The organism is Negativicoccus succinicivorans (genome assembly GCF_018373335.1).
GTDB classification, from domain to species: domain Bacteria; phylum Bacillota; class Negativicutes; order Veillonellales; family Negativicoccaceae; genus Negativicoccus; species Negativicoccus succinicivorans_A.
Genome location: NZ_JAHAHH010000002.1, coordinates 15,352 through 39,357, shown reverse-complemented (window position 1 = coordinate 39,357; position 24,006 = coordinate 15,352). Strand labels below are relative to the sequence as shown.

Genomic DNA, 24,006 nt, shown 5'->3' with positions numbered 1-24,006 from the left:
CAACACGATATCGAGTTGAGGTCCCCATTGACCGAATATTCTATTTATTGCCGGCCAACCATTCACGTACAGCCTGGTTGACGACTTTGCCCTCTGCCCGACCTTTCAGTCGAGGCATAACTGCTTTCATCAAAGCTCCCATATTACGTTCTTCAGGCGCTAATCGAGAAGCAGTTTCGGCAACAATATTACTCACTTCTTCTACACTGACAGGCTGCGGCAAATAGCGACTCAATACTTCAATCTCTGCTTTAGTTTGCGTGATCAGATCACGGCGATCCGACTTTTCAAACTCCGCCAAAGAGTCTTTCCGGAGTTTCATTTCTTTCGCTAAAATACCGATGACATCTTCTTCTGCTAAAGGCTCAGAGCTGTCAATCTCAGCATTTTTAATTGCGGCGCGTGCCATGCGAATGACCGAAAGTGCAAGCTTGCCATCTTCTTTGGCCTTCATGGCCTCTTTCATGTCATGCTGCAGAGTTTCTTGAATGGTCATCAGCTTTCACCTTCTCATTATTTAAATTTACGTTTTCTGGCCGCTTCCGATTTCTTTTTACGACGAACACTCGGTTTTTCATAATGTTCGCGTTTTCTCACTTCAGAAAGAACCCCGGCTTTTTGGCAGGAACGTTTAAATCTGCGAAGAGCACTATCGAAAGACTCGCCCTTTTTTACTCTGATTTCAGACATTGATATCCCTCCCTCCAAATAGTCTTATGGGGTGCAATTGCACTAATTAAAATTATAAGCCCCGACGCTGCATTTGTCAATCTGCAAACGGAGGCCAACCTAACGCTTTGCCACCGATTATATGCGCATGAAAATGGGGTACCGTCTGACCACCGTCAGCACCTGTATTGATGACGACGCGATAGCCGTTTTCGGTAAGGCCGAGTTGGCTTGCCACCGTTTGTACGGTACTGAAAAAATGTGCGAATTGGCCTTCTGCTTCGGCATCCGTAATTTGATTGATGCTTTGAACATGTTGTTTAGGTACCACCAAAACATGTACCGGCGCCGTTGGCGCAAGGTCATTGAAAGCCACAAAATCATCATTTTCAAAAACTTTCGAACTGGGAATCGTACCGTTTGCAATTTGACAAAAAATACAGTCTTTCATGGTTACCCCTCCTCGATTCTTTCTCCGATCAACACAGCTCCGTCGTCAGAGACGACTCGTGTCGAACAAATCATACCTGCTTTCAGCCCCTCGCCTTTGATTTTTAGCTGGCAATAATGAGGTGTAAATCCTTTCCATTCACCATCTTCCGTTTGTTGTTCCAATAAAACATTCGTAGTTTTCCCGATAAAAGAGCGCCGGTAATCGGTAGCCGTTTGCTCTGCCACTTTTTCTGCGGCATGCACTCGCTCCTTTTTGACTGATTCAGGAACTTGATCCGGAAATGTCGCTGCTGCAGTGCCGTTGCGCTTGGAATAAGGAAAGACATGTACGCCTGCAAAACGCAATTTTTTCAATGTTGCAATCGTTTCCGTAAAAAGTTCTTCCGTTTCGCCGGGAAAGCCTACGATCAAGTCAGTAGTAACTGCCAAATCAGGAATTCTTGCACGTAATGATGAAATAAGATCTACATATTCTTGCAAATGATAATGCCGGCGCATTTTCCGCAAAATTTCTTCCGATCCCGATTGTAAAGGCAAGTGCAGGTGTGGACATACGCGTTCATTCGTAGCAATCAGATTCACTAATTCTTCAGAAATCTCGACCGATTCAATGGAGCCGAACCGAATTCTTGAAATATGTGTGCGCTCGAGCAGCATCTTGACAACGTCAGCCAAGTCCACTTGTCGTCCCAGATCCACACCGTAATTTCCCAAATGAATACCGGTTAAAACGACTTCTTTAAATCCTTGCTCATCTAATTTTCGAGCTTCATGATAAATATCTTCTACTCGTCTGGACTTCAATTTACCGCGAGTATAAGGAATAATGCAAAAGGCGCAATAATTGTTGCAACCTTCTTGAATTTTTAAGTATGAACGGGCACGATTGGAAGCCGGATGCGCCCAATGCAATTCTTCGAATTGACTCGTTTCAAAAATATCATGCACCGCATTATGCGCTTGTGAGGAAGATCCGTACGCCTCAATCAAATCGACCACATTGGCTCGATCCTGCGTACCGATAATCAGATTAACCCCGTCAATTTGTTGAATTGTCTTCGGATCCAGTTGTGCATAGCAACCTGTCACAATAATTTTTGTCTGCGGATTCAAGCGTTTGGCACGACGAATCATTTGACGCGATTTGCGTTCACCGATATGCGTTACCGAACAGGTATTAATGACACAAATATCCGCTTTGTCTTTCGCAGATACCTCTTCATATCCGCGCGCCAAAAAAAGGCTGCGCATCGCATCGGTATCATACTGATTTACTTTACACCCCAGGGTTAAAAATGAAACTGTCTTCAAATTGATTTCCTCTCCGTCGCAATTTAGTAATCTGATTTATTGTAATGTTTTTTTACTTGTCATGCAAGAAAAACGAGGCGCGGCCGCGTCTCGTTTTTTACTAATTATTCAATTTATCCTTCAGTTTATCGAAAAAAGATGGCTCTTCTTTATTGACTGTGCTGTCGCCCGTGCACTCGCTGTATTTCAGCAAAGCCGCTCGCTGCTCGGAGGATAGACTGCGCGGTACACCAATCGTGACCCGTACATTTAAATCGCCTTTTCGATCGCTTCGCAACGATGGCAGTCCTTGCCCGGAAAGGCGAAATGTTTTTCCTCCGGGAGTGCCATGTGGAATTTTTAACTCCACTTTGCCGAACAGCGTGTCGAGCTGAATCGTCCCACCCATAGCGGCTGTCGGAAACGAGATTTCCGCTTCACAGAAAAGATCCGCACCACGACGTTGGAAACGCGCATGTGGCTGAACATAAATATACACATACAAATCGCCCGTTTCCCCGCCGCGTTCGCCTAAACCGCCTTCACCGGCCAAACGAATCCGCGAATCGGTGTCTACACCGGCCGGAATTTTCACGCGAAGCTTACGTTTTTTCTGGACTTTACCGCTACCGCGACACTCATGACATGGAGATTCAACAACTTTTCCTCGACCTTGGCAACGCGAACAGGTATGCACACTCATCATTTGACCTAAGGGCGTATTCCGTACGACTTGCTCCTGCCCGGTACCGTGACATTGCGGACAGGTTTGCACGCTGGTTCCCGGTTCGGCACCATCGCCGTGACAATGGGGACAAACTTCGTCTTTGACAATACTAAATTCTTTTTCTACGCCCACAGCGGCTTCTTCCAAAGTAATTTCCAAATCGTAGCGCAAATCTGCGCCGCGTATCGGCCCCGTTTGCCGAGCTGTACCACCGCCGAAAAAGCTACCAAAAATATCGCCCAGGTCGCTAAATCCGCCAAATCCGCCTTGTGCTCCACCGAACCCACCGAAACCGCCAAAGCCGCCCGTTTGGCCGGCCTGTTGATACGCAGTATGACCAAATTGGTCATACTGCGCACGCTTGGATTCATCCGAAAGCGTTTCATAGGCTTCATTGACTTCTTTAAATTTGGCTTCCGCTGTTTTCGGATCATCCTTATTTAAATCAGGATGATATTTCCGAGCCATTTTACGGTAAGCTTTTTTTATCTCATCAGCACTGGCATCCTTATTGACACCCAGTACGTCATAATAATTCTGATCGCTCATGCCAAACTTCCTCTGTCATTATTTTTTATCTTCATCATCCATGACTTTGTAATCGCCATCGACGGTGCCGTCATTCGTCTCCTGTTGCGTTGTTTGTTGCTGACCGTTATTTGCCTGCGACTGTTGCTGTGCATTAGCCTGTTCGTACAACTTGCTTGCCAACTCATGCAGCGGTGTACTTAATGCTTCCGCCTTCGCCTTAATGGCTTCTACATCAGTACCTGCCAGCGCTTCTTTCAGTTCGGAAATCGCCGTTTCTACTTTTTGTTTTTGTGCCGCATCAACTTTATCACCAAGGTCTTTCAGCGTTTTTTCTCCTTGGTAAACTAAAGAGTCGGCATTATTGCGAACTTCCACTTCTTCTTTTTTCTTTTCGTCTTCTGCTTCGTGCAATTTCGCCTCTTTTACCATGCGCTCAATTTCATCATCGGAAAGACCGCTCGAAGACGTAATAGTAATTGTCTGTTCTTTACCGGTCCCCAAGTCTTTAGCGGATACATGTACAATACCATTCGCATCAATATCAAAAGTAACCTGAATTTGTGGTACTCCACGAGGTGCCGCAGGAATGCCGCTCAGTTCAAAGCGACCCAGCGTCTTGTTATCCGCTGCCATGTTACGTTCACCCTGCAAGACGTGGATGTCTACGGCCGGCTGATTATCCGCCGCGGTCGAGAATACTTGACTCTTCGAGGTCGGGATAGTCGTATTGCGATCAATAATTTTCGTAAATACTCCGCCCAATGTTTCAATCCCCAAGGAAAGCGGGGTAACATCCAGCAGCAGCACGTCTTTGACTTCACCGACTAATACGCCCGCCTGAACCGCTGCACCTATCGCTACCGATTCATCAGGGTTAATACCTTTGCTGGGTTCTTTGCCCAAGATTTTTTGAATCGCTTCCTGAACAGCCGGAACACGACTGGATCCGCCAACCAAAAGAATCTTGTCAATGTCACTTACCGACAGTCCCGAATCTGCAATCGCTTTACGGGTCGGCTCCATAGTTGCCTGTACCAAATCTTCGGTTAATTCATTGAATTTAGCACGGGAAAGATTCAAGTCCAAGTGCATCGGCTGACCGTTGGAATCGGCCGAAATAAATGGCAAGTTGATATTTGTAGAGAGCACGCCGGACAATTCGATTTTTGCTTTTTCCGCCGCTTCTTTTAAACGCTGCAACGCCATTTTGTCCTGGCTCAAATCGACACCATTGGTCTTTTTGAATTCGCTGATAATCCAGTCCATAACCTTTTTATCGAAGTCATCACCGCCGAGATGGTTGTTCCCTTGTGTAGCTTTAACTTCAAAAACGCCTTCGGCCAGATCCAGAATGGAAACGTCGAACGTACCGCCACCCAAGTCGAACACAAGAATGGTATGCGCTTCATCTTTATCAAGTCCATACGCCAATGCGGCTGCCGTCGGTTCATTGATGATACGCAATACTTCCAGACCGGCAATCGCGCCGGCATCTTTTGTAGCTTGGCGCTGGCTGTCTGTAAAATACGCCGGCACTGTGATGACGGCTTTTTCTACTTTTTCACCCAAGTATGCTTCCGCATCCTGTTTGAGCTTTTGCAGAACCATCGCGGAAATTTCCTGCGGCGTATACGCTTTGTCATCGATGTTTACTTTATAATTGGTGCCCATGTGACGTTTAATGGAACTGATTGTACGATCCGGATTGGATACCGCTTGACGTTTCGCAAGTTGTCCCACTAAACGTTCACCGGTCTTCGAAAAACCTACGACCGATGGTGTTAAGCGCGAGCCTTCCGCATTTGTAATAACTACCGGTTCGCCGCCTTCCATGACCGCGACTACCGAGTTGGTTGTACCTAAGTCAATACCTATTACTTTTCCCATTCTGAATTTCCCCCTTAGTCTTCTTGATGCGCTACTTGTACTTGTGCTGCGCGTAACACTTTATCATTCATGCGGTAACCTTTTTTGAATACCGCGGTAATTTCCCCTTCCGGTTTATCGTCGGTCGCCAGACGCATGACGGCTTCATGATAATTCGGATCCATCTGTTCACCTAAAGCAACAATTTCTTCCACTTTATAAGCCTTCAACAAATTCACCAACTTACGATAAATCAGTTGAAATCCTTCTAAAAATTTTTCATCAGCACCTTCTACAGGATGTGACAAGGCTCTTTCAAACTCATCTAAAATCGGCAATAAACTTGTAATCACTTCCGCTTGCGCGCTGTCGTTTAGTTCTGAACGCTCTTGACGATAACGTCTCCGGGCATTATCAAAGTCCGCTTGCAAACGCAAGCGCAAGCGTTCACTGTCTTCCCACTTTTGTGTCAACTCAGCGATCTCTGCCGCGCAAGCAGCATCTTCCTGTTCACCGACAATTTTCGATTCGTCAACCGTATCTCCATCCCCTTCGGTTGCTTTGTTTTGTTCTTCCTTGTATTCCGGATTCAATTAATGCACCTCATCTCCATCGGTTTTTCCTGTTCGTAAGACGGAATTCACTTTTTGCTGCATCATATGCAACAACGAAACAATTTTATCATATTCCATGCGCGTCGGCCCGATGACCGCTACGCTACCTACTAGTTTTTGTTGATCAAAAAATTGTGCTTGTACCACACTATAGTTATGCAATGCGGCAATCCCCGTTTCCGGACCGATGCGTACCGTAAGTGCAGTAGACGGCGAATGACTGATAAGATCAGCGAGTTGCTTACTCTCTTCTAAAAGTTGCATCAACTCTTGCAGCTTACCTAAGTCTTTAAACTCGGGCTGGCGAATCAACTCACTGACACCGTCGGTAAAAATTTCGCGATTTTTGCCGACCGTGCTCTGAATCGTATCCAGCGTATCGAACATCACTTGTGGTTCGACCCAAAAGTCTCGCTGCAGTTCCTGCATGAGCTCTGTGGTAATTTCCCGCAATTCACGCCCATGCAACGCGCGATTCAGCTGCACCGCAAAATCCTGCAATTTCAACAGCGTTACGCCTTCGGGCATTGGAAACGTGGAATGATCTACGCTGCCGTCGGTTGTTACCAAAAGTAAAATGGCGCGATTCGCGTCCAACGGCAAAAATTGAATGTAATTGAAAACAGCATGTTGCGATTCATCTGTCACGGCCAATGAAAGGTTATGGGTCAACCCCGACAAAATGCGCGCCGCCTCATTAAAAATTTCTTGTGTTTGCCTGTTTTCTAAAGTAAACCAATCCTTAATCGCAGTCGCTTCTTCCCGACTGACGTTGCCCGGTTGCATTAAGCTGTCCACATAGAACCGATATCCTTTTAACGAAGGAATACGGCCGGCAGAAGTATGCGGTTGCTCTAGATACCCCATCCATTCCAAATCCTGCATTTCATTACGAATCGTTGCCGGACTGATACCCAGATCATAAATCCGTGCAATCGTACGTGAGCCGACCGGCTCGGCAGTGGCAATATAGCTTTGAACGATCGCACGCAAAATAATTTGTTTACGTTCTTTCATCGTCATCACCCCTGTCTTATTAGCACTCATCTATATCGAGTGCTAAATCTATTACATAATTTATCACGAAAAGGTGAAAAAGTCAAATTATCTTGTCTTTATGTGCGAATGAAGTGAGTGAATACTTGGTTGGCCACTGCTGCACCACGACGTGTAAGTGCTATCGTATCAGCAGTAGCGTGATGTAAAAGCCCTGCTTCTAATAACATTTCTAATTCTTTTCCATAAACGTCCTGAAGCGCAATACCAAATTCAGTGGCAAACGCGGACATAGAAATGCCATGACGCCGGCGCAGGTTCATGAAACAATATTCTTCCATTGCAGTTTGACGATCAATGGCTTCAACGTCTTGCGGCATCCATCGCGCACTGTCGATTTGTTTTATATAGGCCTGCCAATCCGCAACATGGCTGTAACGAAAATTCCCATCAAAAGAAACCGCGGCCGCACCGAATCCGATATACGGTTCATAGCGCCAATATTTTTGGTTATGTACGGCTTCGTACCCCGACTTTGCAAAATTGGCAATTTCATAGCGGGCAAAACCGTATTGCGGCAACATACGCACCATAGTTTGATACATTTCCCATTCCGTCTCTTCCGACGGCAAGACCAAGCGCCCTCGCTCTGCCAACCGAGCAAATAAGGTCCCCGGTTCAATAATCAATCCGTAAATGGAAATATGCGTGATCGGTAAATGCACCGCTTTCACGAGTGAGGTTTTAAAATCGGTGACGGATTGCTCAGGAAGTCCGTACATTAAATCAAGAGTGATATTTTTAAAACCGATGTGTGCCGCGTCTTTGATAGTACGCCAAGCATCCTGTGCACGATGGGTACGTCCGATCCGTTGCAATAAATCATCACGAAAGGTTTGTACCCCCACGCTTAAACGATTAACCCCCACCGCATGGTAAGCCTCTAAATCACTGCGAGTAATCCCGTCGGGATTCATTTCCAGAGTTACTTCCGCGGTGTCCCACACAGCAAAGCGTTCACGGAGTGCCAGTAACACGTCATGAATTCGTTGCACGCCAAAAAGGGACGGTGTCCCGCCCCCAAAATAAATGCTGTCTACATGATTGGAAAAGGAGCTCAGCGGCCGATTGGTAATTTCTTTCAACAATGCCGCTAAGTAACAATCATACATCTCTTCGCGAACCACGGCAGAGTAAAAATGGCAATAATGACAGTGGCTTGTGCAAAAAGGAATATGAATATAAATTCCTGTGCTCATCTTAATCGTCTTTCAAAATCGCCATAAACGCCTCTTGCGGAATCTCAACACTGCCGACCTGCTTCATACGCTTCTTACCTTCTTTTTGTTTTTCGAGCAGCTTGCGTTTACGTGTAATATCGCCGCCATAACATTTTGAAAGTACATCTTTACGCATCGCTTTAACGGTTTCACGGGCAATAATTTTATTGCCTATTGCCGCTTGAATCGGAATTTCGAACATTTGGCGCGGAATAATATCTTTCAACTTCAATGCCAGTGCCCGACCGCGTGACGGTGCCGAGCTACGGTGAACGATAGTACTCAACGCGTCCACTAAGTCTCCATTCAACAGAATATCAAGTTTGACCATGTCCGCCGGTCGATACCCAAAAAGCTCATAATCCAAAGACGCATAGCCCCGTGTTCCGGATTTTAGCTTGTCAAAGAAGTCGTAAATAATTTCATTCAACGGTAAATAGTACTCGAGTGCGACCCGAGTCTCGTCAATGTATGTCATTGTATGATACTCACCGCGACGTTCCTGCGCGAGTTCCATGACAGCTCCGACAAGATCGGACGGCAGCATGATGGTAGCTTTTACAAACGGTTCCTCGATATGATCAATTACCGTCGGATCAGGCAAGTGAGCGGGGTTGTCTACCGCGATCATGTTTCCGTCCGTGGTACAAACATGATAAATGACCGAAGGTGCTGTCGTGATCAAATTCAACTGATATTCGCGTTCCAGCCGCTCTTGAATTACATCCATATGCAATAAGCCGAGAAAACCGCAGCGAAATCCGAAACCTAACGCAAGCGAAGTTTCCGCTTCATACACCAGCGCCGCATCATTTAAATTCAGTTTGTCCAATGCATCGCGTAAATTGCCGTAGTCTTTGCTGTCCACCGGATACAACCCACAATACACCATCGGTGTCGCCTTACGATAACCGGGCAGCGGTTCGGCAGCACCGTTTTCCACTGTCGTAATCGTGTCACCCACTCGACAGTCGTGAACATTTTTAATACTTGCTGCTAAATATCCTACCGTACCGCAACTCAATTCCCGAGTAGGCGTCATTTGCGGCGCAAAAAAGCCGACTTCCGTCACCTCAAATGTTTTACCGGTCGCCATCATCCGGATTTGGTCGCCCACTTTGACGGAGCCTTCATGGATTCGCACATAAGCAATAATACCTTTGTAAGGATCAAAATGAGAGTCATATACCAACGCCTTCAACGGTCGATCACTATAATCCGGCGGCGAAGGAATCCGTTGAACAATTTGCTCCAGCACATCCGGTACGCCCAACCCGGTCTTGGCCGAAATCATCGCGGCATCGTGCGCGTCAAGACCGATAACATTTTCGATCTCGGCTTTTACCAAGTCGGTATTTGCACTTGGCAAATCCACTTTATTAATGACCGGAATAATCTCCAAATCGTGATCCACTGCTAAATAGACATTGGCTAATGTTTGCGCCTGTACCCCCTGTGTGGCATCTACAACCAAAAGCACTCCTTCACACGCAGAAAGGCTGCGGGAAACTTCATAATTGAAGTCGACATGCCCGGGAGTATCGATTAAGTGCAGCATATAATCTTTGCCATCTTTCGCATGGTAATGCAAACGAACGGATTGCGATTTGATCGTAATTCCTCGCTCCTTTTCCAACTCCATGTTATCCAAGACCTGCGACTGCATCTCCCGCTGGGATAACGCGCCGGTTATTTCAATCAAGCGATCGGCCAACGTCGACTTACCATGATCAATATGCGCGATGATCGAAAAATTACGAATACGTTCAGTGGACACGAATATTCTCTCCTTGCCAATTATTAGATGCTATAATAGCGCCGCCAAGTACTCGATCGTCTTCATAGAAGACAATGGATTGCCCCGGCGTTACCGCGCGCTGCGGCTCTTTGAAAACTATATGCAGACTATCTTTTCCCGGATATACTGTGCAATCTGCTGCCGGTGCCGCGTAGCGGATTTTAGCTTGTGCGGTAAACGGCTCTGTACAAGCTTCCCATTCCGTAAACGACGGATCCAATGCCCATACTTCCCGTTGGAAAATGGCCGCATTCGGCCCGACAATGACACGGTTATGTTCCGCATCGATAGCAACCACGTATAAAGGATGTTTTGCCGCCACACCAAGACCTTTACGTTGGCCGATGGTATATGCCGGCAACCCTTGATGCGTTCCTAATATATTTCCTTCAAGATCGACAATATCTCCCGGTACAAATTGTTCGGGAATACGCTCTTTTAAAAAACGAATATGATCATTATCAGGGATAAAACAGATATCTTGACTCTCCGGTTTATTGTATACGGGTAAGTTCAATTCTTTTGCCAAAGCCCGCGTATTGTCCTTATGTATTTCCCCTAACGGGAACATAATGTGGGGCAACGTCTTTTGGTTTAAATGATACAACACATATGACTGATCCTTTTTCAGATCTGCACCGCGACGCAGCTCATAAAGATTACGTTTTTTATTGTAGAGGACTCGTGCATAGTGTCCTGTCGCCAAAAAATCGGCGCCAAGCTCACGACTAAACTCATACAAACTCCCAAATTTAATCCAATCGTTGCACATTACACATGGATTGGGAGTAATCCCGCGAGCATACGATTGTGTAAAATATTGCATAATTTTTTCTTCAAAAGATTGGCGTAAATCCAACACATAATGCGGCACTTCCAATTGATCCGCTACCCGTTTGGCATCCGTAATCGTGGCGGATTCTACCACTTTATTGTTTTCTACGGTATCAAAAAGCAACATGGTGACACCGATAACATCATAACCTTGCGCTTGCAAACGTGCCGTTACTAATGAGCTGTCAACACCACCGCTCATAGCGACCGCTACGCGTTTTCTGTTCATACTATTCCTCCTCCACATATTATTTTATTATAGCATATAGAAAATCTTCCAAGCGATTTTTATACTGATTGTATCGGCATCTGCTGTATGCCTTCATCATTGATGCTGTATAATAAAATCATTGAAACCGTTTAAGGAGAATTTATGCATCAATATCTGTTTTTTATCGGCTCATTTCCCATTCGCAGCTACGGATTGTTTTTTGCTTTGGGAATTATTACCGGTGGCCTGCTTGCCTATTATTTCACACGCAAAGCGGGACGTTATTCGGAATATATTTGGGATCTTACCGTTTACTGCGGACTTTGGGGCATTATTGGCGGTCGTCTTTGGGATGTTTTCTTTTTTGACTGGGACTACTACCAAGATCACCTTTTAGAGATTCCGTTTGTATGGCAAGGCGGTATGGCCATTCAAGGTGGTTTGTTGTTCGGTATTTTGGCAGCACTGTACTATTTACGTAAACGCCACGTCGATATTTTGGATTTTGCCGACCTGGTTGCACCTGCCATCGTCATGGGGCAGAGTGTCGGACGCATGGCGAATCTCATGAACGGCGATGCCTTCGGTCATCCGACCGGCGGTTCGTTTGGAATCTTATATCCCGAAACTACACTTGCATACCGCACCTATGGAGCGCAACCCCTATGGCCGGCAGAAATTTGGGAAGGCCAGATTGATGTTCTGATCTTTGTCGTTCTGCTCGCTTATTCATTGCGTTCGCATGCCAAAGGACAGGTATTCGCACTTTACATCATGTTGTATTCGCTAGCGCGCTTCGGTTTGGAGTTTTTGCGCGGCGATTACGGAACGCTGCTATGGGGTTTAAAATCGGCGCAGCTGACTGCTCTCATTGCTTTTTTCGCTGCCTTGAGTGCATTTGTATATTTCGCGTATCGCAAACCGCAAAACGCCGTTCCACCTGCTCTTACAAGGAGAAGTAAACGTAATAAAAAATGACGTCGATCGACGTCATTTTTTTATTTCAGATTTCGTCATTGGCAATCGCTGCCTGCAATGCTTCCAAGGCCCGATTAGCCAGTACCGTGTTCTTTTCTTTTTTGGGAACGCGCTTAGCCAACGGAGCGATTAAGCCGAAATTCACATTCATTGGTTGGAAGTTATCTTTGTTATCGGTCGAGATATATTGCATCAAACTACCGATCGCCGTTGTTGCCGGCGGCCCCCAAAGCATTTTACCATGCAGCAAACGCGCCGCGTTACGACCGGCGAGCAAACCGGCGGCGGCCGATTCCACATATCCCTCCACGCCGGTAATTTGTCCCGCAAAAAACAAGGTGGGACGTTTTTTAGTTTGCAATGTCGCTTGAAGAAGCTTAGGAGAATTGATATAGCTGTTACGATGCATTACACCAAAACGCGCGAATTCCGCATTTTCCATGCCGGGAATCATGCGAAAAATCCGCTTTTGTTCCCCCCATTTCAGATGGGTCTGAAAACCGACAAGATTGTATAACGTACCTTCTGCATTATCCTGGCGCAATTGAACCACCGCATACGGTTCTTCGCCCGTACGCGGATCCGGCAAACCTACCGGCTTCAACGGTCCGAATCGCATGGTATCTTCCCCGCGATTACCGAGCACTTCAATGGGCATGCAGCCTTCAAATATTTCGCCTTTTTCAAAATGATGTTGGCCTGCTACCTCCGCTGCGATAAGTTCTTCGCGAAAGCGCAGATATTCTTCTTTATTAAATGGACAGTTGAGATATGCTGCCGGACCTTTATTGTAACGCGAAGCGCGATACACTACATCTTTGTTCAATGACTCTAAATACACAATCGGCGCAGCAGCATCAAAAAAATGGAAATAGTCTTCCCCGCTGAATGCTGCGATCGATTCCGCTAACTTACCATCCGTAAGCGGACCGGTAGCAATGATTACAATACCGTCTTCCGGGATCGACATGACCTCTTCCGTAACCACTTCGATCAACGGATGGTTTTTGATCGCATCGGTCACTGTCTGCGCATAGCCTTCCCGATCAACGGCAAGTGCACCGCCGGCCGGCACTTGATGCGTATCAGCCGCTTGCATGATAAGCGAATTTAATTGCCGCATTTCTTCCTTCAAAAGTCCTACCGCATTCGTAATTGCTGCCGCACGCAACGAATTACTGCAAACGAGTTCAGCAAAATGCGGCAACGCGTGTGCCGGTGTATACCGCTTCGGCTTCATTTCCAGTAAGCGAACACGTACACCTGCTTGCGCTGCCTGCCAGGCGGCTTCACATCCCGCCAGTCCGGCACCGATGACGGTAATCACTTCATTTTTTCTTATGGCTGCCATGCGTCGGGCACTCCTTGTTGCTGCAAATAATTTCTTCGCCTCGTTGACGTGTCTTCTTTTTCACCATAATGGATCCGCATTCTTTGCAAAATTGATCCACCGGTTCATTCCACAATGCCAAATCGCATTCCGGATACCGATCGCAACCATAAAAAACACGGCCACGTTTGGATTTACGGCGCACTATGTGTCCTTTTTTACATTTCGGACAGGCAATGCCGACCGGATCGGTAATCGGCTTAGTGTTTTTACATTTCGGAAAATTCGGACAGGCTAAGAATTTTCCGTACCGGCCGAATTTATAAATCATTTTAGCGCCGCATTTATCACAGATAACATCGGATTCCTGCTCAATGACTTTCACTTTATCGATTTTTCCTTCAGCGTCGGAAAGCTCCTGTGCAAATACTTTGTAAAAACTTTCCAGCAGTTGTTCATAGCTTAATTCACCATCGGCAATTTTATCCAATTCCTCTTCCATACGCGAGGTGAATTTAACATCAACGACCTTGCTGAAAAAGCGTTTCAGAAGATCTACCACAACAAAACCCAGTTCCGTAGGAATAAATGCTTTATCACGCTTTTCAACATAGTTGCGTTTTTGAATGGTATCCAAAATCGGTGCATATGTACTCGGGCGACCGATTCCTTTTTCTTCCAAAAGTTTAATTAAACTTGCTTCCGTATACCTTGCCGGCGGTTGCGTGAAGTGCTGTTTCGGCTCAATTTTTTTGACCGTCAACGCATCTTCTTTGTGCAACTCCGGTAAAATCGTTTCTTCTTTTTTATCTTTCGTCCCGTAAACTGCGGTGAAACCGTCAAAAATAATATGACGACCTACGGCTCGCAGTTCAAATTTTCCGGCGCGAATGGTCACGGTTAAACGTTGCGCAATTTGCGGCGTCATTTGGCTGGCCAGAAAACGATTCCAGATTAACGTATATAATTTCAGCTGATCCCGATTTAAAAAGGGCGCGACTTCCGCGGGAGAATATGCTAATGACGTCGGACGAATCGCCTCGTGCGCATCCTGACTCTGCTGTTGCTTCGAGTATTTATTCGGTGACTCAGGTACGTACTCTTTACCATAAGTTTCGGTAATGTACTGCTTTGCTTCTTCCTGCATCTCTTCCGCGATTCGTACGGAGTCGGTACGCATGTAAGTAATCAAACCGACATGAGTACCACGGATATCCAGACCCTCATATAATTGCTGCGCAATCATCATGGTCTTGCGCGCGCCGAAATTCAGCCGATTGACACTGTCCTGTTGCATCGTACTGGTAGTGAACGGCGCTTGCGGTCGACGGCGTTGCTGACCGCGCGTCAATTTTTCGACATGCGCGTCCGCCGCTTTCAATTCTTCGACTAAGTCGTTGGCGACGCTTTCTTGCGCAACTGCCAACTCTTTGTCGTCGTACCGAACAACCTTGGCGGTAAATGATTTACCTTTGCCGACGTGATAATCGGCTTCAATAGACCAGTATTCCTCCGGTACAAACGCCTTAATTTCTTCTTCTCGCTCACAAATCAAACGTACTGCCACGGACTGCACGCGTCCCGCGCTTAGACCGCGAAATACTTTTTTCCAAAGAAAGGGGCTTAATTTATACCCGACAAGTCGGTCCAATACTCGCCGTGCCTGTTGCGCATCCACCTTCTGCTCATCAATCGGACGCGGTTGGGCAATCGCTTCTTTGATCGCATGCGGCGTAATTTCATTAAATGTAATTCGCACATTCTCATCCGCCGGAACATCCAAAAGAACCGACAAATGATGAGAAATAGCTTCTCCCTCGCGGTCAGGGTCAGTGGCGAGGATAACATCGCACGATTTATTCGCTTCCGCGCGTAAATGAGAAATTACATCATGGCGATCGGAAACATTCGTATACCGCGGTATGAATCCGTTTTCCACATCGACACCGAGCGAGTTTTTCGGTAAATCTCGCAAATGCCCCATGCTGGCCATAACTTTATAATTTTTACCGAGAATTTTTTCAATCGTTTTCGCCTTGGCGGGAGACTCCACAATCACGAGATGTTTCCCGTTCGGATTCGGTGTGCGCTCCCATTTCGGCGCTTTGACAACAGCCGGCTTACCGGCACTGTTTTTGCGTCCGATTGAAATTGTGCGTTTGATGGACAATGCTGCCTCCTATCTGGAAATCATTGCCATATATTTTTGATTTCCACATTGTTGTATAAGTCCTTTTAATTCTAATTGTAACAATATATAGTTGGCTTCGGTCGGGTGTAAAGCGGAACGAAGGATAATCGTATCCATGTCGACTGTTTTCTCCAACTGGCAACAACGGTACACTAATTCCTCGGTCGGTGTCAAATCCGGACCGGTTACCGAGCCCATTTCATGCTCCGTATCTAACCAATTATATTCGCGCAAAATATCGTTCGGCTCCGCAGCCAGCGCCGCACCTTGTCGTAATAAATGATGCGTGCCCACGGACATTGGTGAGAAAATGCTGCCGGGGACGGCAAATACATCACGCCCCGCCTCCAAAGCAAAATCTGCCGTAATCAATGTGCCGCTGCGTTTCGCCGCTTCAATGACCAACACCCCGTCACTCAATCCGCTGATGATGCGATTGCGTGCTGGAAATTGCCGCCCCAACGGTTTAGTTCCCAACGCATATTCCGACATCACTACACCGTGTTGCATGATTTCCTCAAATAATGACTTGTTTTCCGGCGGATAGGGAATATCCAAACCACAAGCCAGCACGCAAATCGTATACCCGTCAGGAAGTGTAGCCCGATGACTTGTAGAATCTATACCGCGTGCACCGCCGCTAATGATAGCGACGCCTGCCTTACTCAATTCTCCGGCAAATAAACGCGCGGCATTAATCCCATACGGTGTCGGCTTGCGTGAACCGACGATGGCAATCGCTTTTTCCGGTTCTCGCCACGTCCCTCGATATGCAAGTATGGCCGGCGCATGAGGATCATTCTGTAAACGTTTTGGGAAATCGGCATCTTGAAAGGTCAGTAAGCTGACGTCCCATTTTTGATTGGCCTCCCAAATCTTTTCGGGTTCAATCATTTTTCGTTGCGCCAAAAATCCCGCGAGTGATTTTGGTCCCAATGTATGGGATGCCAGTAATGCCTTTTCGGAAGCTTGCCAAATCGCTTCAAAGCTACCGAAAAAGCGAACCAATTGACGTAATTTGACCGCACCTACATACGCTGTCTTTTGTAGCGCCGCCGCGTATATTTCTTCCCTTTTCATATCCATTTTATTCACCGACTTAAATAAAATAGTTTATTCATTCGAGTAGAAAAACATAATGATTCTCTACTCCTTGTCTTGTGCACGGTAACTTACTGCTTCCGCAATTTGCTCCGCGTCGATGATGTCTTTGCCCTGCAGATCGGCAATTGTACGTGCCACTTTTATGATTCGGTCGTAAGCGCGTGCGCTTAAGTGCAAACGATTAAATACATCCGCCAGGATTTGTTGCGCACGTGGTGTCATTTCACACGTTTCTTTGATCTGGCGGTGCTGCATTTGGGAATTTGTGCGCATCCCGTAAATAGCCAAGCGTTTTGCCTGTCGCTCACGGGCCAATTTAACGCGAGCGCGAATAACCTCTGACGATTCTTCCGCACGGGTCGCGGTAAGTTCCGTGTACTTCGGTCGCTGTACACTTACATGCAAATCGATACGATCCAGTAACGGTCCCGAAATTTTTCGCAAGTACCGGCGAATATCACCGCTCGAACAAGTGCATTCTTTATCCGGATCACCGTTAAATCCGCAGGGACACGGGTTCATCGCACTGATTAAAATAAAATCGGCAGGATACGTCAGGCTGGCATTCACGCGTGATATGTGGACGACTCGATCTTCCAACGGCTGACGCAGCACTTCCAAAACGGAGCGCGGAAATTCCGGTAATTCATCAAGAAATAGTACGCCTTTGTGACTGAGCGTGACTTCGCCCGGTTTGGGAATACTGCCGCCGCCGATTAGGGCCGCCGTCGATACGGTATGATGCGGACTGCGAAACGGTCGGGCGTGCAATGCGGCTGTCCGTGACACATCAAACAAACCCGCCACACTGTAAATTTTAGTCACTTCCAGTGCTTCTTCATGCGAAAGCGGAGGCAAAATAGAATTGATTCGGCGCGCCAACATCGTTTTACCTGACCCCGGCGGTCCGATCATCAATACATTATGCCCGCCGGCCGCAGCGATTTCCAATGCGCGTTTCGCCATAATTTGCCCCTGTACTTCCGCGAAGTCTTCATTCACTTCCGGAATCTCTTCCTGCTCGGCTTCAGGCACTGCCGCGTTCCAAACGATTTCACCTTGCAAATAGCGAACCAAGTCGCGCAAGGAAGTGACTGCATAAACTTCAATACCGTTACATAAAAGAGCTTCTTGCACATTTTGCGGTGCGACAAAAAAACGTTTCTTGCCCGCTTCTTTGGCAGCAATGACCATCGGCAAGACCCCGTTAACGGGACGCACCTTGCCATCCAGTGCCAGTTCGCCGATACTGACCGCATCTGCCAAACTTTCTCGTTGCAACGTTCCGCCGGCCGCGAGTATGCCTATCGCGATCGCCAAGTCCAGCCCTGCGCCTTCTTTTTTCAAATCGGCTGGGGCCAAATTTACTGTAATCTTACGCAACGGAAACTCCAGTCCGGAGTTCTTCAGAGCAGGACGCACTCTTTCTTTGGATTCCCTGACGGCCTGCGTCGGTAAGCCGACAATATCATACGCAGGCAGGCCATTAGCTAAATCCACTTCGACTAAAATCAAATGACCGCTTAATCCGAACGTAGTGGCTCCAAATACTCGTGCAAACATATTTCTCCTCCTAAAACGCATTTTTCAGCTGATTTAGTTGATAGGTTCCGTTGGCGTGTATTTGAATTTCCACAACGTCAAAGCGGCACGGTATCTCTTTTGACAGTTGAACTAAATAGGCCATCGCAGTTTTGCGTAACATGTTTTGTTTAAAAGGCGTGACTGCTTCACGCGGCAAACCAAAACGTGCGGTAGAGCGGGTTTTCACTTCGACAAACACAAGTGTGTTACCGTCGCTTGCGATGATATCGATTTCACCTTTGCCGCTGCGAAAATTGCGCGCACATATACGATATCCCTGCGTTTCCAAATACGCGGCGGCAAGCGCTTCCCCGTCTGCCCCTAAATCATTATGTCGACTCACGCAAATCTCTTCCTTCGATGTATTGCGTATCCATTAGAATGCATTGATCATGCTTTTAATCGGTTCAAAACTTTTGCGATGAACCGGTGACGGTCCATATTTTTTTAACATACTTAAATGATGTTCCGTAAGATAGCCTTTATGAGTAGCAAAGCCGTATTGTGGATATTGTATATCCAATTCTTCCATTAAATGGTCACGACTGACTTTCGCCAAAATAGAGGCTGCCGCAATGGAAGCACTTTGCGAATCGCCCCGAATAATCGCTTGCACAGGAATCGGTAAGGTAACCGGCATGGCATCCGCCAACAGCGCTTCCGCCGCCGGTCGTAATGACATAGTCGCGGCCTGCATGCCGTCAAGCACCGCCTGATAAATGTTGACGGAATCAATGACTTCGACGGGAATATGCAAAATCTTATAGGCAATAGCAGTTTCAATAATTTCTTTGAACAATTTTTCCCGCGTCACTGCCGAAAGCTTTTTCGAATCGTTCAGTCCGTCCAGCATAGCATGCGGCGGCAAAATAACTGCAGCCACCGTCACCGGACCGGCTACCGGTCCGCGTCCCGCTTCATCGGTGCCGGCAATATTCAGTTTGCCCTGTGCATACCAATGCTCCTCATATCGATAGAGAGCTCGTAAACGCTCGTGTTCCTTCCGCACTTTGTCCTGACGCCGCGCGTATTGCCGCAAAGCCTGCCGAACACCCAGGCGACCATCCAAGCTCCAGCGCAATAACTCTTCAGGGGTGGGTATTTCTGCCAAACGTGAACGGATCATGGCAATCGTTTCTTTTTTCTCTTCAGCCATTTTGACTTGCCTCGGTAGGCGGGGTCTCTAAACTGATTTTACCCAGCCGCATTTGACGGAAATCGCCCAGAACGAATTGGCGTGCCTTATGGTAGTCATACTCACCTTTGGGTAGCAATGCGCCTCGTTTTTTCGCGATTTCCGTTAACCATTCATCAGGTGTCCCCGATGCCGTTTGAATTCCATAGCGTTCCGTAAGCGCCCCCGGATAATTTTCATTGATATAAGCCAGCAGATTTCTGACTACATCTTCCGCATCAAACACTTCATCGGTGATGGCACCGGTGGCGGCCAGTTTTTGGCCAACCACAGGATCTTCAAACTTCGGCCATAACACACCTGGTGTATCCATCAATTCAACGCCATCCGCCAACTTTACCCATTGTTGGCCGCGCGTTTTACCGGGACGATTGGCCGTATGTGCAATATAACTTTTCGCCAGCGTATTAATAAGCGTCGATTTACCGACGTTGGGAATGCCTAAAATCATCGTACGCACGGAACGCGCTCGAATACCTCGACGCTTCCAGCGCTCAAGTAATGGTGCCGCCGCTTGCCGAATTTCCTGAATCAGTCGCTTACGACTGGACTTAGACGTGCTGTCTATGAGTAACGTCGTAATCCCCCGGTTGGCAAAATATTGTTGCCATTGTGCAGAAATTTTTGGATCTGCCAAATCGGCTTTGTTTAATAACAAAATCCGCGGTTTTGCTTGAATCAGTTCACGCAGCAACGGATTTTCACTCGAAGCGGGCACACGTGCATCTCTCAGTTCCACGACTACATCGATGGCTTTTAGCTGCTCTTTAATCAGACGTTGCGCTTTGGCCATGTGCCCGGGAAACCATTGGATAAGCATAATGCACCTCCTTTATTCGTACTCTGTAATAAATAAATAATCAACAATACCTCTTCCATTTTATTATATAAAAAAAGGACTGTATATACAGTCCTTTTTACTTACTCTTAGCGACGTTCACGAATACGAGCCGCTTTACCGGTCAAGCGACGCAGGTAGTACAGTTTTGCACGACGTACGATACCGCGGTTTTTGACTTCAATTTTGGCCACGCGCGGGGAATGTACAAGGAATGTACGTTCTACACCGACGCCGGACGCAATACGACGCACTGTGAAAGTTTCACGGACACCGCCATTTTTGCGTGCCAAGACAACGCCTTCAAAAATCTGAATACGTTCACGATTACCTTCGACGACTTTGGCGTGGACGCGAACCGTATCACCGGCACGGAAATCCGGAATGTCCGAGCGCAACTGTTCTTGTTCCAATTGTTGAATGATGTTCATATCGTTCTCCTCCTACCGGACATTCTTGCCCACCACCTAGTGAACAGAGGACTATCCAAAATAACAGTGGTATTGTATCATATCAACCTTAATAAAGCAAGCTATTCTACCAGTTTTTTAATATCGACCCATGTCGTAAGCAAATCGGCAATATCTTGCAAGATCAGCAAGCGGTTTTGGCGAACTTTTTCATTATCCGCCATGACAATGACATGATCAAAAAATTCATTGATCGGTGCGACTAACGATTGTAACTCCCGATGCACGGAAGCATAATCCTGTTTCGCATAAGCAGCTTCAATTTTGGGAGCTACCGCTTCATACGCAGCATACAAATTTCGCTCTTCATCACTTTCAAAAAGTTCCGATTGAGTTTCTCCCTGCTGCGGTTCTTTTGCCAAATTTACGACACGGCGAAACGCTTGGCGAAGTTCCATATCTTTGACAAATCCGGTGTCTGCCAACGCGTGCGCTTTGCCATAGACACTGTAAATATCAGTATCATCCCCTGCAAGAACGGCATCGATTTGATCGTACGACAAGCCCTCATCGCTCAAAATGGTTTGCAATCGTTGCATAATAAAAGCAACCACTTGTTCCTGCACATCTGCCGGCACGTCACCGAGTGTTTGGGCAACGGCAGCAACCATTTTACGTAAACACCAGTGAGTTTTACTTTGGACGGCGATTTGCACAATCCCGATCGCCTGACGGCGCAACGCAAACGGATCTTGTGAGCCGGTCGGTGCATGTCCTTGGCTGAATGTCGCGACGATATTATCCAATTTATCGGCAAGGCTCAATACTTCACCCAGCTTGGTAGAGGGCAAAATGTCGCCTGCAAATCGAGGTAAGTATTGTTCAAAGATTGCTTGCGCCGCTTCTTCCTGCTCACCGTCCAGCAGAGCGTATTCTTTGCCGATTTCCCCTTGCAATTCCGTGAACTCCGTAACAAGTGCTGTCGCCAAATCGGTTTTGGCGAGATGTGTCGCACGTTGTAACAATTCCTTTTCTTCCTGTGTCAGCGCATACGCTTCACTGAGCACTTGCGTAATTTTTTGCAAACGCTCTGTCTTATCTTGCATGGTCCCGAGATTTTCCTGATAAACGATGCGTTGCAATGCATCATATCTATCGGCCAAACTCTTTTTACGATCCTCATTAAAGAAGAACTCCGCATCCGCCAAACGGGCTCGCAAAACCCTTTCATTACCCGCCTGTACAGTAGCTAAATATTCATCGGAGCCGTTGCGTACCGTCAAAAACAGCGGTAAGAGTCGGCCTTCCCGATCACGCAGCGGGAAATAGCGTTGATGATCTTTCATCGGCGTAACCACTGCCGCTTCCGGAAGCTCTAAATAGCGCTCTTCAAAATGACCGCAAAGCGGTGTCGGATATTCGACGAGGAAGACGATTTCCGTTAACAGATCTTCATCTTCCACCACAGTCGCATGCTGTTCTTCAGCAAGCTTTTGCAAACCTTGAGTAATCATCTGGCGACGTTCGGCGGGATCGACGATAACATATTGTTCGCGCAATATCTGATCATAATCGCTTGCTTGGGGAACTACGACATTTTCCTCCCCCAGAAAACGATGCCCGCGAGTGGTATTTCCGGAGGCAACGCCCGCGAGTGTAAATGGAATCACCTCCGCATTAAAAAGTGCCACAAGCCAACGAATCGGACGTACAAAACGGAAGCTTTCGCTACCCCACTTCATGCTTTTAGGAAATTGTAGCGATTGAATCAATTCCGGTAACAAGTTCGCCAAAATGATCTGCGCCGTTTGACCTTCTTTTTTGATATGCACATACACGTAGTTGTCTCTTTCGATCAGTTCAGAAGGATCGATGCCTTGGCCTCGCGCGAATCCCTGTGCAGCTTTGGTCGGGTTGTGATTTTCATCAAACGCGATGGCTACCGACGGCCCACGATTTTCTTCGACCATGTCCGGCTGACGATCTGCTAAACCCTCAACAATGAGTGCCAGACGTCGCGGCGTTCCGGCCGTTTTTAACGAGGCAAACGATAAGCGAGCATCGGCAAGCATTGTTTCTGCCCGCGTACATAATTCATCAAGAATACGCGGCATAAATTTCGCCGGAATTTCTTCCGTACCGATTTCGAACAATAAAGTATTATTCATGCCGAGACGCTCCTTTCAACAACGGATATCCCAGTTCTTCACGCTGTACCAGGTAGGCATTCGCACAGAGTCTGGCCAGTTTACGCACGCGTCCGATAAACGCAGTACGTTCACTGATACTGATAGCGCCACGCGCATCCAAAAGGTTGAAAACATGCGAACATTTCAATACGTAATCATACGCCGGCAAAACTTTGCCGGCTTCAATAATACGTACCGCTTCCGCTTCATATTTATTGAATAAATCAAACAAAAGGTTAATATCTGCCAACTCAAAATTGTAGACAGACTGCTCATATTCATTTTGATGGAAAATATCGCCGTAAGTAACATCGCCGGACCAGACGATATCATACACATTCTCCTTGCCTTGGATATACATGGCAAGACGTTCCAAGCCGTAAGTAATTTCGACGGCAACAGGGTTCATATCAACGCTGCCCACTTGTTGGAAATAAGTGAACTGAGTGATTTCCATACCGTCAAGCCATACTTCCCAACCTAATCCCCAGGCGCCTAATGTCGGCGATTCCCAATTATCTTCGACAAAGCGAATGTCGTGTTCGATTGTGCGAATGCCGAGTTTTTCCAAACTTTCCAAGTACATTTCCTGGATCCGATCCGGGGACGGCTTCATAATTACCTGAAATTGGTGATGTTGATACAGTCGATTGGGATTATCGCCATAGCGACCATCCGCCGGACGTCGTGACGGTTCAACATACGCCACACACCAAGGTTCCGGACCCAATGTCCGCAAAAATGTCGCCGGATTCATCGTACCGGCGCCTTTTTCCACATCGTACGGCTGCTGAATCAAACAACCTGCTTCCGACCAATAGCGTTGTAAGGTCAAAATCATTTCTTGGAAGGTCATCATTTCCTCCTCTGCTTTGCAAATAAAAAAAGTCCCCGTAACAATTGTTACAGGGACGAGTA

Annotated in this window: 22 protein-coding genes; 1 reads left to right on the top strand and 21 read right to left on the bottom strand. The window is 46.9% G+C overall.

The genetic code is table 11. The features are described 5' to 3' along the window. Positions 1 to 40: 40 nt before the first annotated feature. The 11 genes from KH813_RS00480 to mnmA all read right to left on the bottom strand — a co-directional run bounded on the left by KH813_RS00480 (position 41) and on the right by mnmA (position 11,287). Entirely contained in the window at positions 41 to 496 is a 456-nt protein-coding gene (locus tag KH813_RS00480) for a GatB/YqeY domain-containing protein (protein ID WP_303991859.1), read from the bottom strand. A gap of 17 nt (positions 497 to 513) precedes the next feature. After that, on the bottom strand, positions 514 to 690 hold the full coding sequence (gene rpsU / locus KH813_RS00475; RefSeq protein WP_024048955.1) for a 30S ribosomal protein S21: 177 nt from the start codon (positions 688 to 690) through the stop codon (positions 514 to 516). A gap of 76 nt (positions 691 to 766) precedes the next feature. After that, entirely contained in the window at positions 767 to 1,120 is a 354-nt protein-coding gene (locus KH813_RS00470; RefSeq protein WP_303991856.1) for a histidine triad nucleotide-binding protein, read from the bottom strand. 2 nt (positions 1,121 to 1,122) lie between these two features. Next, positions 1,123 to 2,433: a tRNA (N(6)-L-threonylcarbamoyladenosine(37)-C(2))-methylthiotransferase MtaB gene (gene mtaB, locus KH813_RS00465; protein ID WP_303991853.1), complete on the bottom strand. Its 1,311-nt coding sequence runs from the start codon at positions 2,431 to 2,433 to the stop codon at positions 1,123 to 1,125. Positions 2,434 to 2,533: 100 nt separating this feature from the next. Next, a complete protein-coding gene (gene dnaJ, locus KH813_RS00460; RefSeq protein WP_303991850.1) occupies positions 2,534 to 3,688 on the bottom strand; it encodes a molecular chaperone DnaJ in 1,155 nt (384 codons plus the stop codon). A gap of 18 nt (positions 3,689 to 3,706) precedes the next feature. Beyond that, the gene (gene dnaK / locus KH813_RS00455; RefSeq protein ID WP_303991847.1) at positions 3,707 to 5,557 is read right to left on the bottom strand and encodes a molecular chaperone DnaK; all 1,851 of its coding nucleotides are present in this window, start codon (positions 5,555 to 5,557) and stop codon (positions 3,707 to 3,709) included. Between the two features lie 14 nt (positions 5,558 to 5,571). Further along, entirely contained in the window at positions 5,572 to 6,129 is a 558-nt protein-coding gene (grpE, locus tag KH813_RS00450; RefSeq protein ID WP_303991843.1) for a nucleotide exchange factor GrpE, read from the bottom strand. After that, complete coding sequence (hrcA, locus tag KH813_RS00445) at positions 6,130 to 7,167, bottom strand: heat-inducible transcriptional repressor HrcA (RefSeq protein WP_303991841.1); 1,038 nt, start codon at positions 7,165 to 7,167, stop codon at positions 6,130 to 6,132. A 98-nt stretch (positions 7,168 to 7,265) separates the two neighbouring features. Next, entirely contained in the window at positions 7,266 to 8,405 is a 1,140-nt protein-coding gene (gene hemW / locus KH813_RS00440; protein ID WP_303991838.1) for a radical SAM family heme chaperone HemW, read from the bottom strand. A 1-nt stretch (position 8,406) separates the two neighbouring features. Next, complete coding sequence (lepA, locus tag KH813_RS00435; protein WP_303991836.1) at positions 8,407 to 10,203, bottom strand: translation elongation factor 4; 1,797 nt, start codon at positions 10,201 to 10,203, stop codon at positions 8,407 to 8,409. Beyond that, positions 10,193 to 11,287 carry a tRNA 2-thiouridine(34) synthase MnmA gene (gene mnmA, locus KH813_RS00430; protein ID WP_303991833.1) on the bottom strand — a complete coding sequence of 365 codons (1,095 nt, stop codon included), beginning with the start codon at positions 11,285 to 11,287 and terminating at the stop codon, positions 10,193 to 10,195. The genes lepA and mnmA overlap by 11 nt, the downstream gene beginning before the upstream one ends. Before the next feature lie 144 nt (positions 11,288 to 11,431). Here mnmA and lgt point away from each other — a divergent pair, with 144 nt between their 5' ends. Next, positions 11,432 to 12,247, top strand: a complete 816-nt coding sequence (lgt, locus tag KH813_RS00425) for a prolipoprotein diacylglyceryl transferase (RefSeq protein ID WP_303991830.1) — start codon at positions 11,432 to 11,434, stop codon at positions 12,245 to 12,247. Positions 12,248 to 12,272: 25 nt separating this feature from the next. Here the strand turns inward: lgt and trmFO are convergent, their stop codons facing one another. The 10 genes from trmFO to glyQ all read right to left on the bottom strand — a co-directional run bounded on the left by trmFO (position 12,273) and on the right by glyQ (position 23,944). After that, a complete protein-coding gene (gene trmFO / locus KH813_RS00420; protein ID WP_303991827.1) occupies positions 12,273 to 13,598 on the bottom strand; it encodes a methylenetetrahydrofolate--tRNA-(uracil(54)-C(5))-methyltransferase (FADH(2)-oxidizing) TrmFO in 1,326 nt (441 codons plus the stop codon). Further along, complete coding sequence (gene topA, locus KH813_RS00415; protein ID WP_303991824.1) at positions 13,576 to 15,747, bottom strand: type I DNA topoisomerase; 2,172 nt, start codon at positions 15,745 to 15,747, stop codon at positions 13,576 to 13,578. Before topA ends, trmFO begins: the two co-directional genes overlap by 23 nt. A 9-nt stretch (positions 15,748 to 15,756) precedes the next feature. Then, complete coding sequence (gene dprA, locus KH813_RS00410; RefSeq protein WP_303991822.1) at positions 15,757 to 16,854, bottom strand: DNA-processing protein DprA; 1,098 nt, start codon at positions 16,852 to 16,854, stop codon at positions 15,757 to 15,759. Between the two features lie 60 nt (positions 16,855 to 16,914). Next, the gene (locus KH813_RS00405) at positions 16,915 to 18,435 is read right to left on the bottom strand and encodes a YifB family Mg chelatase-like AAA ATPase (RefSeq protein WP_303991819.1); all 1,521 of its coding nucleotides are present in this window, start codon (positions 18,433 to 18,435) and stop codon (positions 16,915 to 16,917) included. Positions 18,436 to 18,445: 10 nt separating this feature from the next. Beyond that, complete coding sequence (locus KH813_RS00400) at positions 18,446 to 18,799, bottom strand: YraN family protein (RefSeq protein ID WP_303991816.1); 354 nt, start codon at positions 18,797 to 18,799, stop codon at positions 18,446 to 18,448. 33 nt (positions 18,800 to 18,832) lie between these two features. Further along, positions 18,833 to 19,612, bottom strand: coding sequence for a ribonuclease HII (locus KH813_RS00395; RefSeq protein WP_303991813.1), 780 nt, complete (start codon positions 19,610 to 19,612; stop codon positions 18,833 to 18,835). Next, on the bottom strand, positions 19,605 to 20,471 hold the full coding sequence (ylqF, locus tag KH813_RS00390; RefSeq protein WP_303991810.1) for a ribosome biogenesis GTPase YlqF: 867 nt from the start codon (positions 20,469 to 20,471) through the stop codon (positions 19,605 to 19,607). The genes KH813_RS00395 and ylqF overlap by 8 nt, the downstream gene beginning before the upstream one ends. A gap of 107 nt (positions 20,472 to 20,578) precedes the next feature. After that, on the bottom strand, positions 20,579 to 20,920 hold the full coding sequence (gene rplS, locus KH813_RS00385; RefSeq protein WP_303988286.1) for a 50S ribosomal protein L19: 342 nt from the start codon (positions 20,918 to 20,920) through the stop codon (positions 20,579 to 20,581). A gap of 101 nt (positions 20,921 to 21,021) precedes the next feature. Then, positions 21,022 to 23,067 (bottom strand): glycine--tRNA ligase subunit beta, encoded by a 2,046-nt coding sequence (gene glyS, locus KH813_RS00380; protein WP_303991808.1) that lies wholly within the window; start codon positions 23,065 to 23,067, stop codon positions 21,022 to 21,024. Next, positions 23,060 to 23,944: a glycine--tRNA ligase subunit alpha gene (glyQ, locus tag KH813_RS00375; protein ID WP_303991889.1), complete on the bottom strand. Its 885-nt coding sequence runs from the start codon at positions 23,942 to 23,944 to the stop codon at positions 23,060 to 23,062. The genes glyS and glyQ overlap by 8 nt, the downstream gene beginning before the upstream one ends. Positions 23,945 to 24,006 lie beyond the last annotated feature (62 nt).

Coding starts and splice junctions, on each gene's coding strand:
- rpsU (WP_024048955.1), bottom strand. CDS start 690: ATGTCTGAAATCAGAGTAAAAAAGGGCGAGTCTTTCGATAGTGCTCTT.
- KH813_RS00395 (WP_303991813.1), bottom strand. CDS start 19,612: ATGGCTGAAGAGAAAAAAGAAACGATTGCCATGATCCGTTCACGTTTG.
- mnmA (WP_303991833.1), bottom strand. CDS start 11,287: ATGAACAGAAAACGCGTAGCGGTCGCTATGAGCGGTGGTGTTGACAGC.
- glyS (WP_303991808.1), bottom strand. CDS start 23,067: ATGAATAATACTTTATTGTTCGAAATCGGTACGGAAGAAATTCCGGCG.
- trmFO (WP_303991827.1), bottom strand. CDS start 13,598: ATGGCAGCCATAAGAAAAAATGAAGTGATTACCGTCATCGGTGCCGGA.
- glyQ (WP_303991889.1), bottom strand. CDS start 23,944: ATGACCTTCCAAGAAATGATTTTGACCTTACAACGCTATTGGTCGGAA.
- dnaK (WP_303991847.1), bottom strand. CDS start 5,557: ATGGGAAAAGTAATAGGTATTGACTTAGGTACAACCAACTCGGTAGTC.
- hrcA (WP_303991841.1), bottom strand. CDS start 7,167: ATGAAAGAACGTAAACAAATTATTTTGCGTGCGATCGTTCAAAGCTAT.
- dnaJ (WP_303991850.1), bottom strand. CDS start 3,688: ATGAGCGATCAGAATTATTATGACGTACTGGGTGTCAATAAGGATGCC.
- lgt (WP_303991830.1), top strand. CDS start 11,432: ATGCATCAATATCTGTTTTTTATCGGCTCATTTCCCATTCGCAGCTAC.
- KH813_RS00470 (WP_303991856.1), bottom strand. CDS start 1,120: ATGAAAGACTGTATTTTTTGTCAAATTGCAAACGGTACGATTCCCAGT.
- dprA (WP_303991822.1), bottom strand. CDS start 16,854: ATGGATATGAAAAGGGAAGAAATATACGCGGCGGCGCTACAAAAGACA.
- KH813_RS00405 (WP_303991819.1), bottom strand. CDS start 18,435: ATGTTTGCACGAGTATTTGGAGCCACTACGTTCGGATTAAGCGGTCAT.
- KH813_RS00480 (WP_303991859.1), bottom strand. CDS start 496: ATGACCATTCAAGAAACTCTGCAGCATGACATGAAAGAGGCCATGAAG.
- ylqF (WP_303991810.1), bottom strand. CDS start 20,471: ATGCTTATCCAATGGTTTCCCGGGCACATGGCCAAAGCGCAACGTCTG.
- rplS (WP_303988286.1), bottom strand. CDS start 20,920: ATGAACATCATTCAACAATTGGAACAAGAACAGTTGCGCTCGGACATT.
- hemW (WP_303991838.1), bottom strand. CDS start 8,405: ATGAGCACAGGAATTTATATTCATATTCCTTTTTGCACAAGCCACTGT.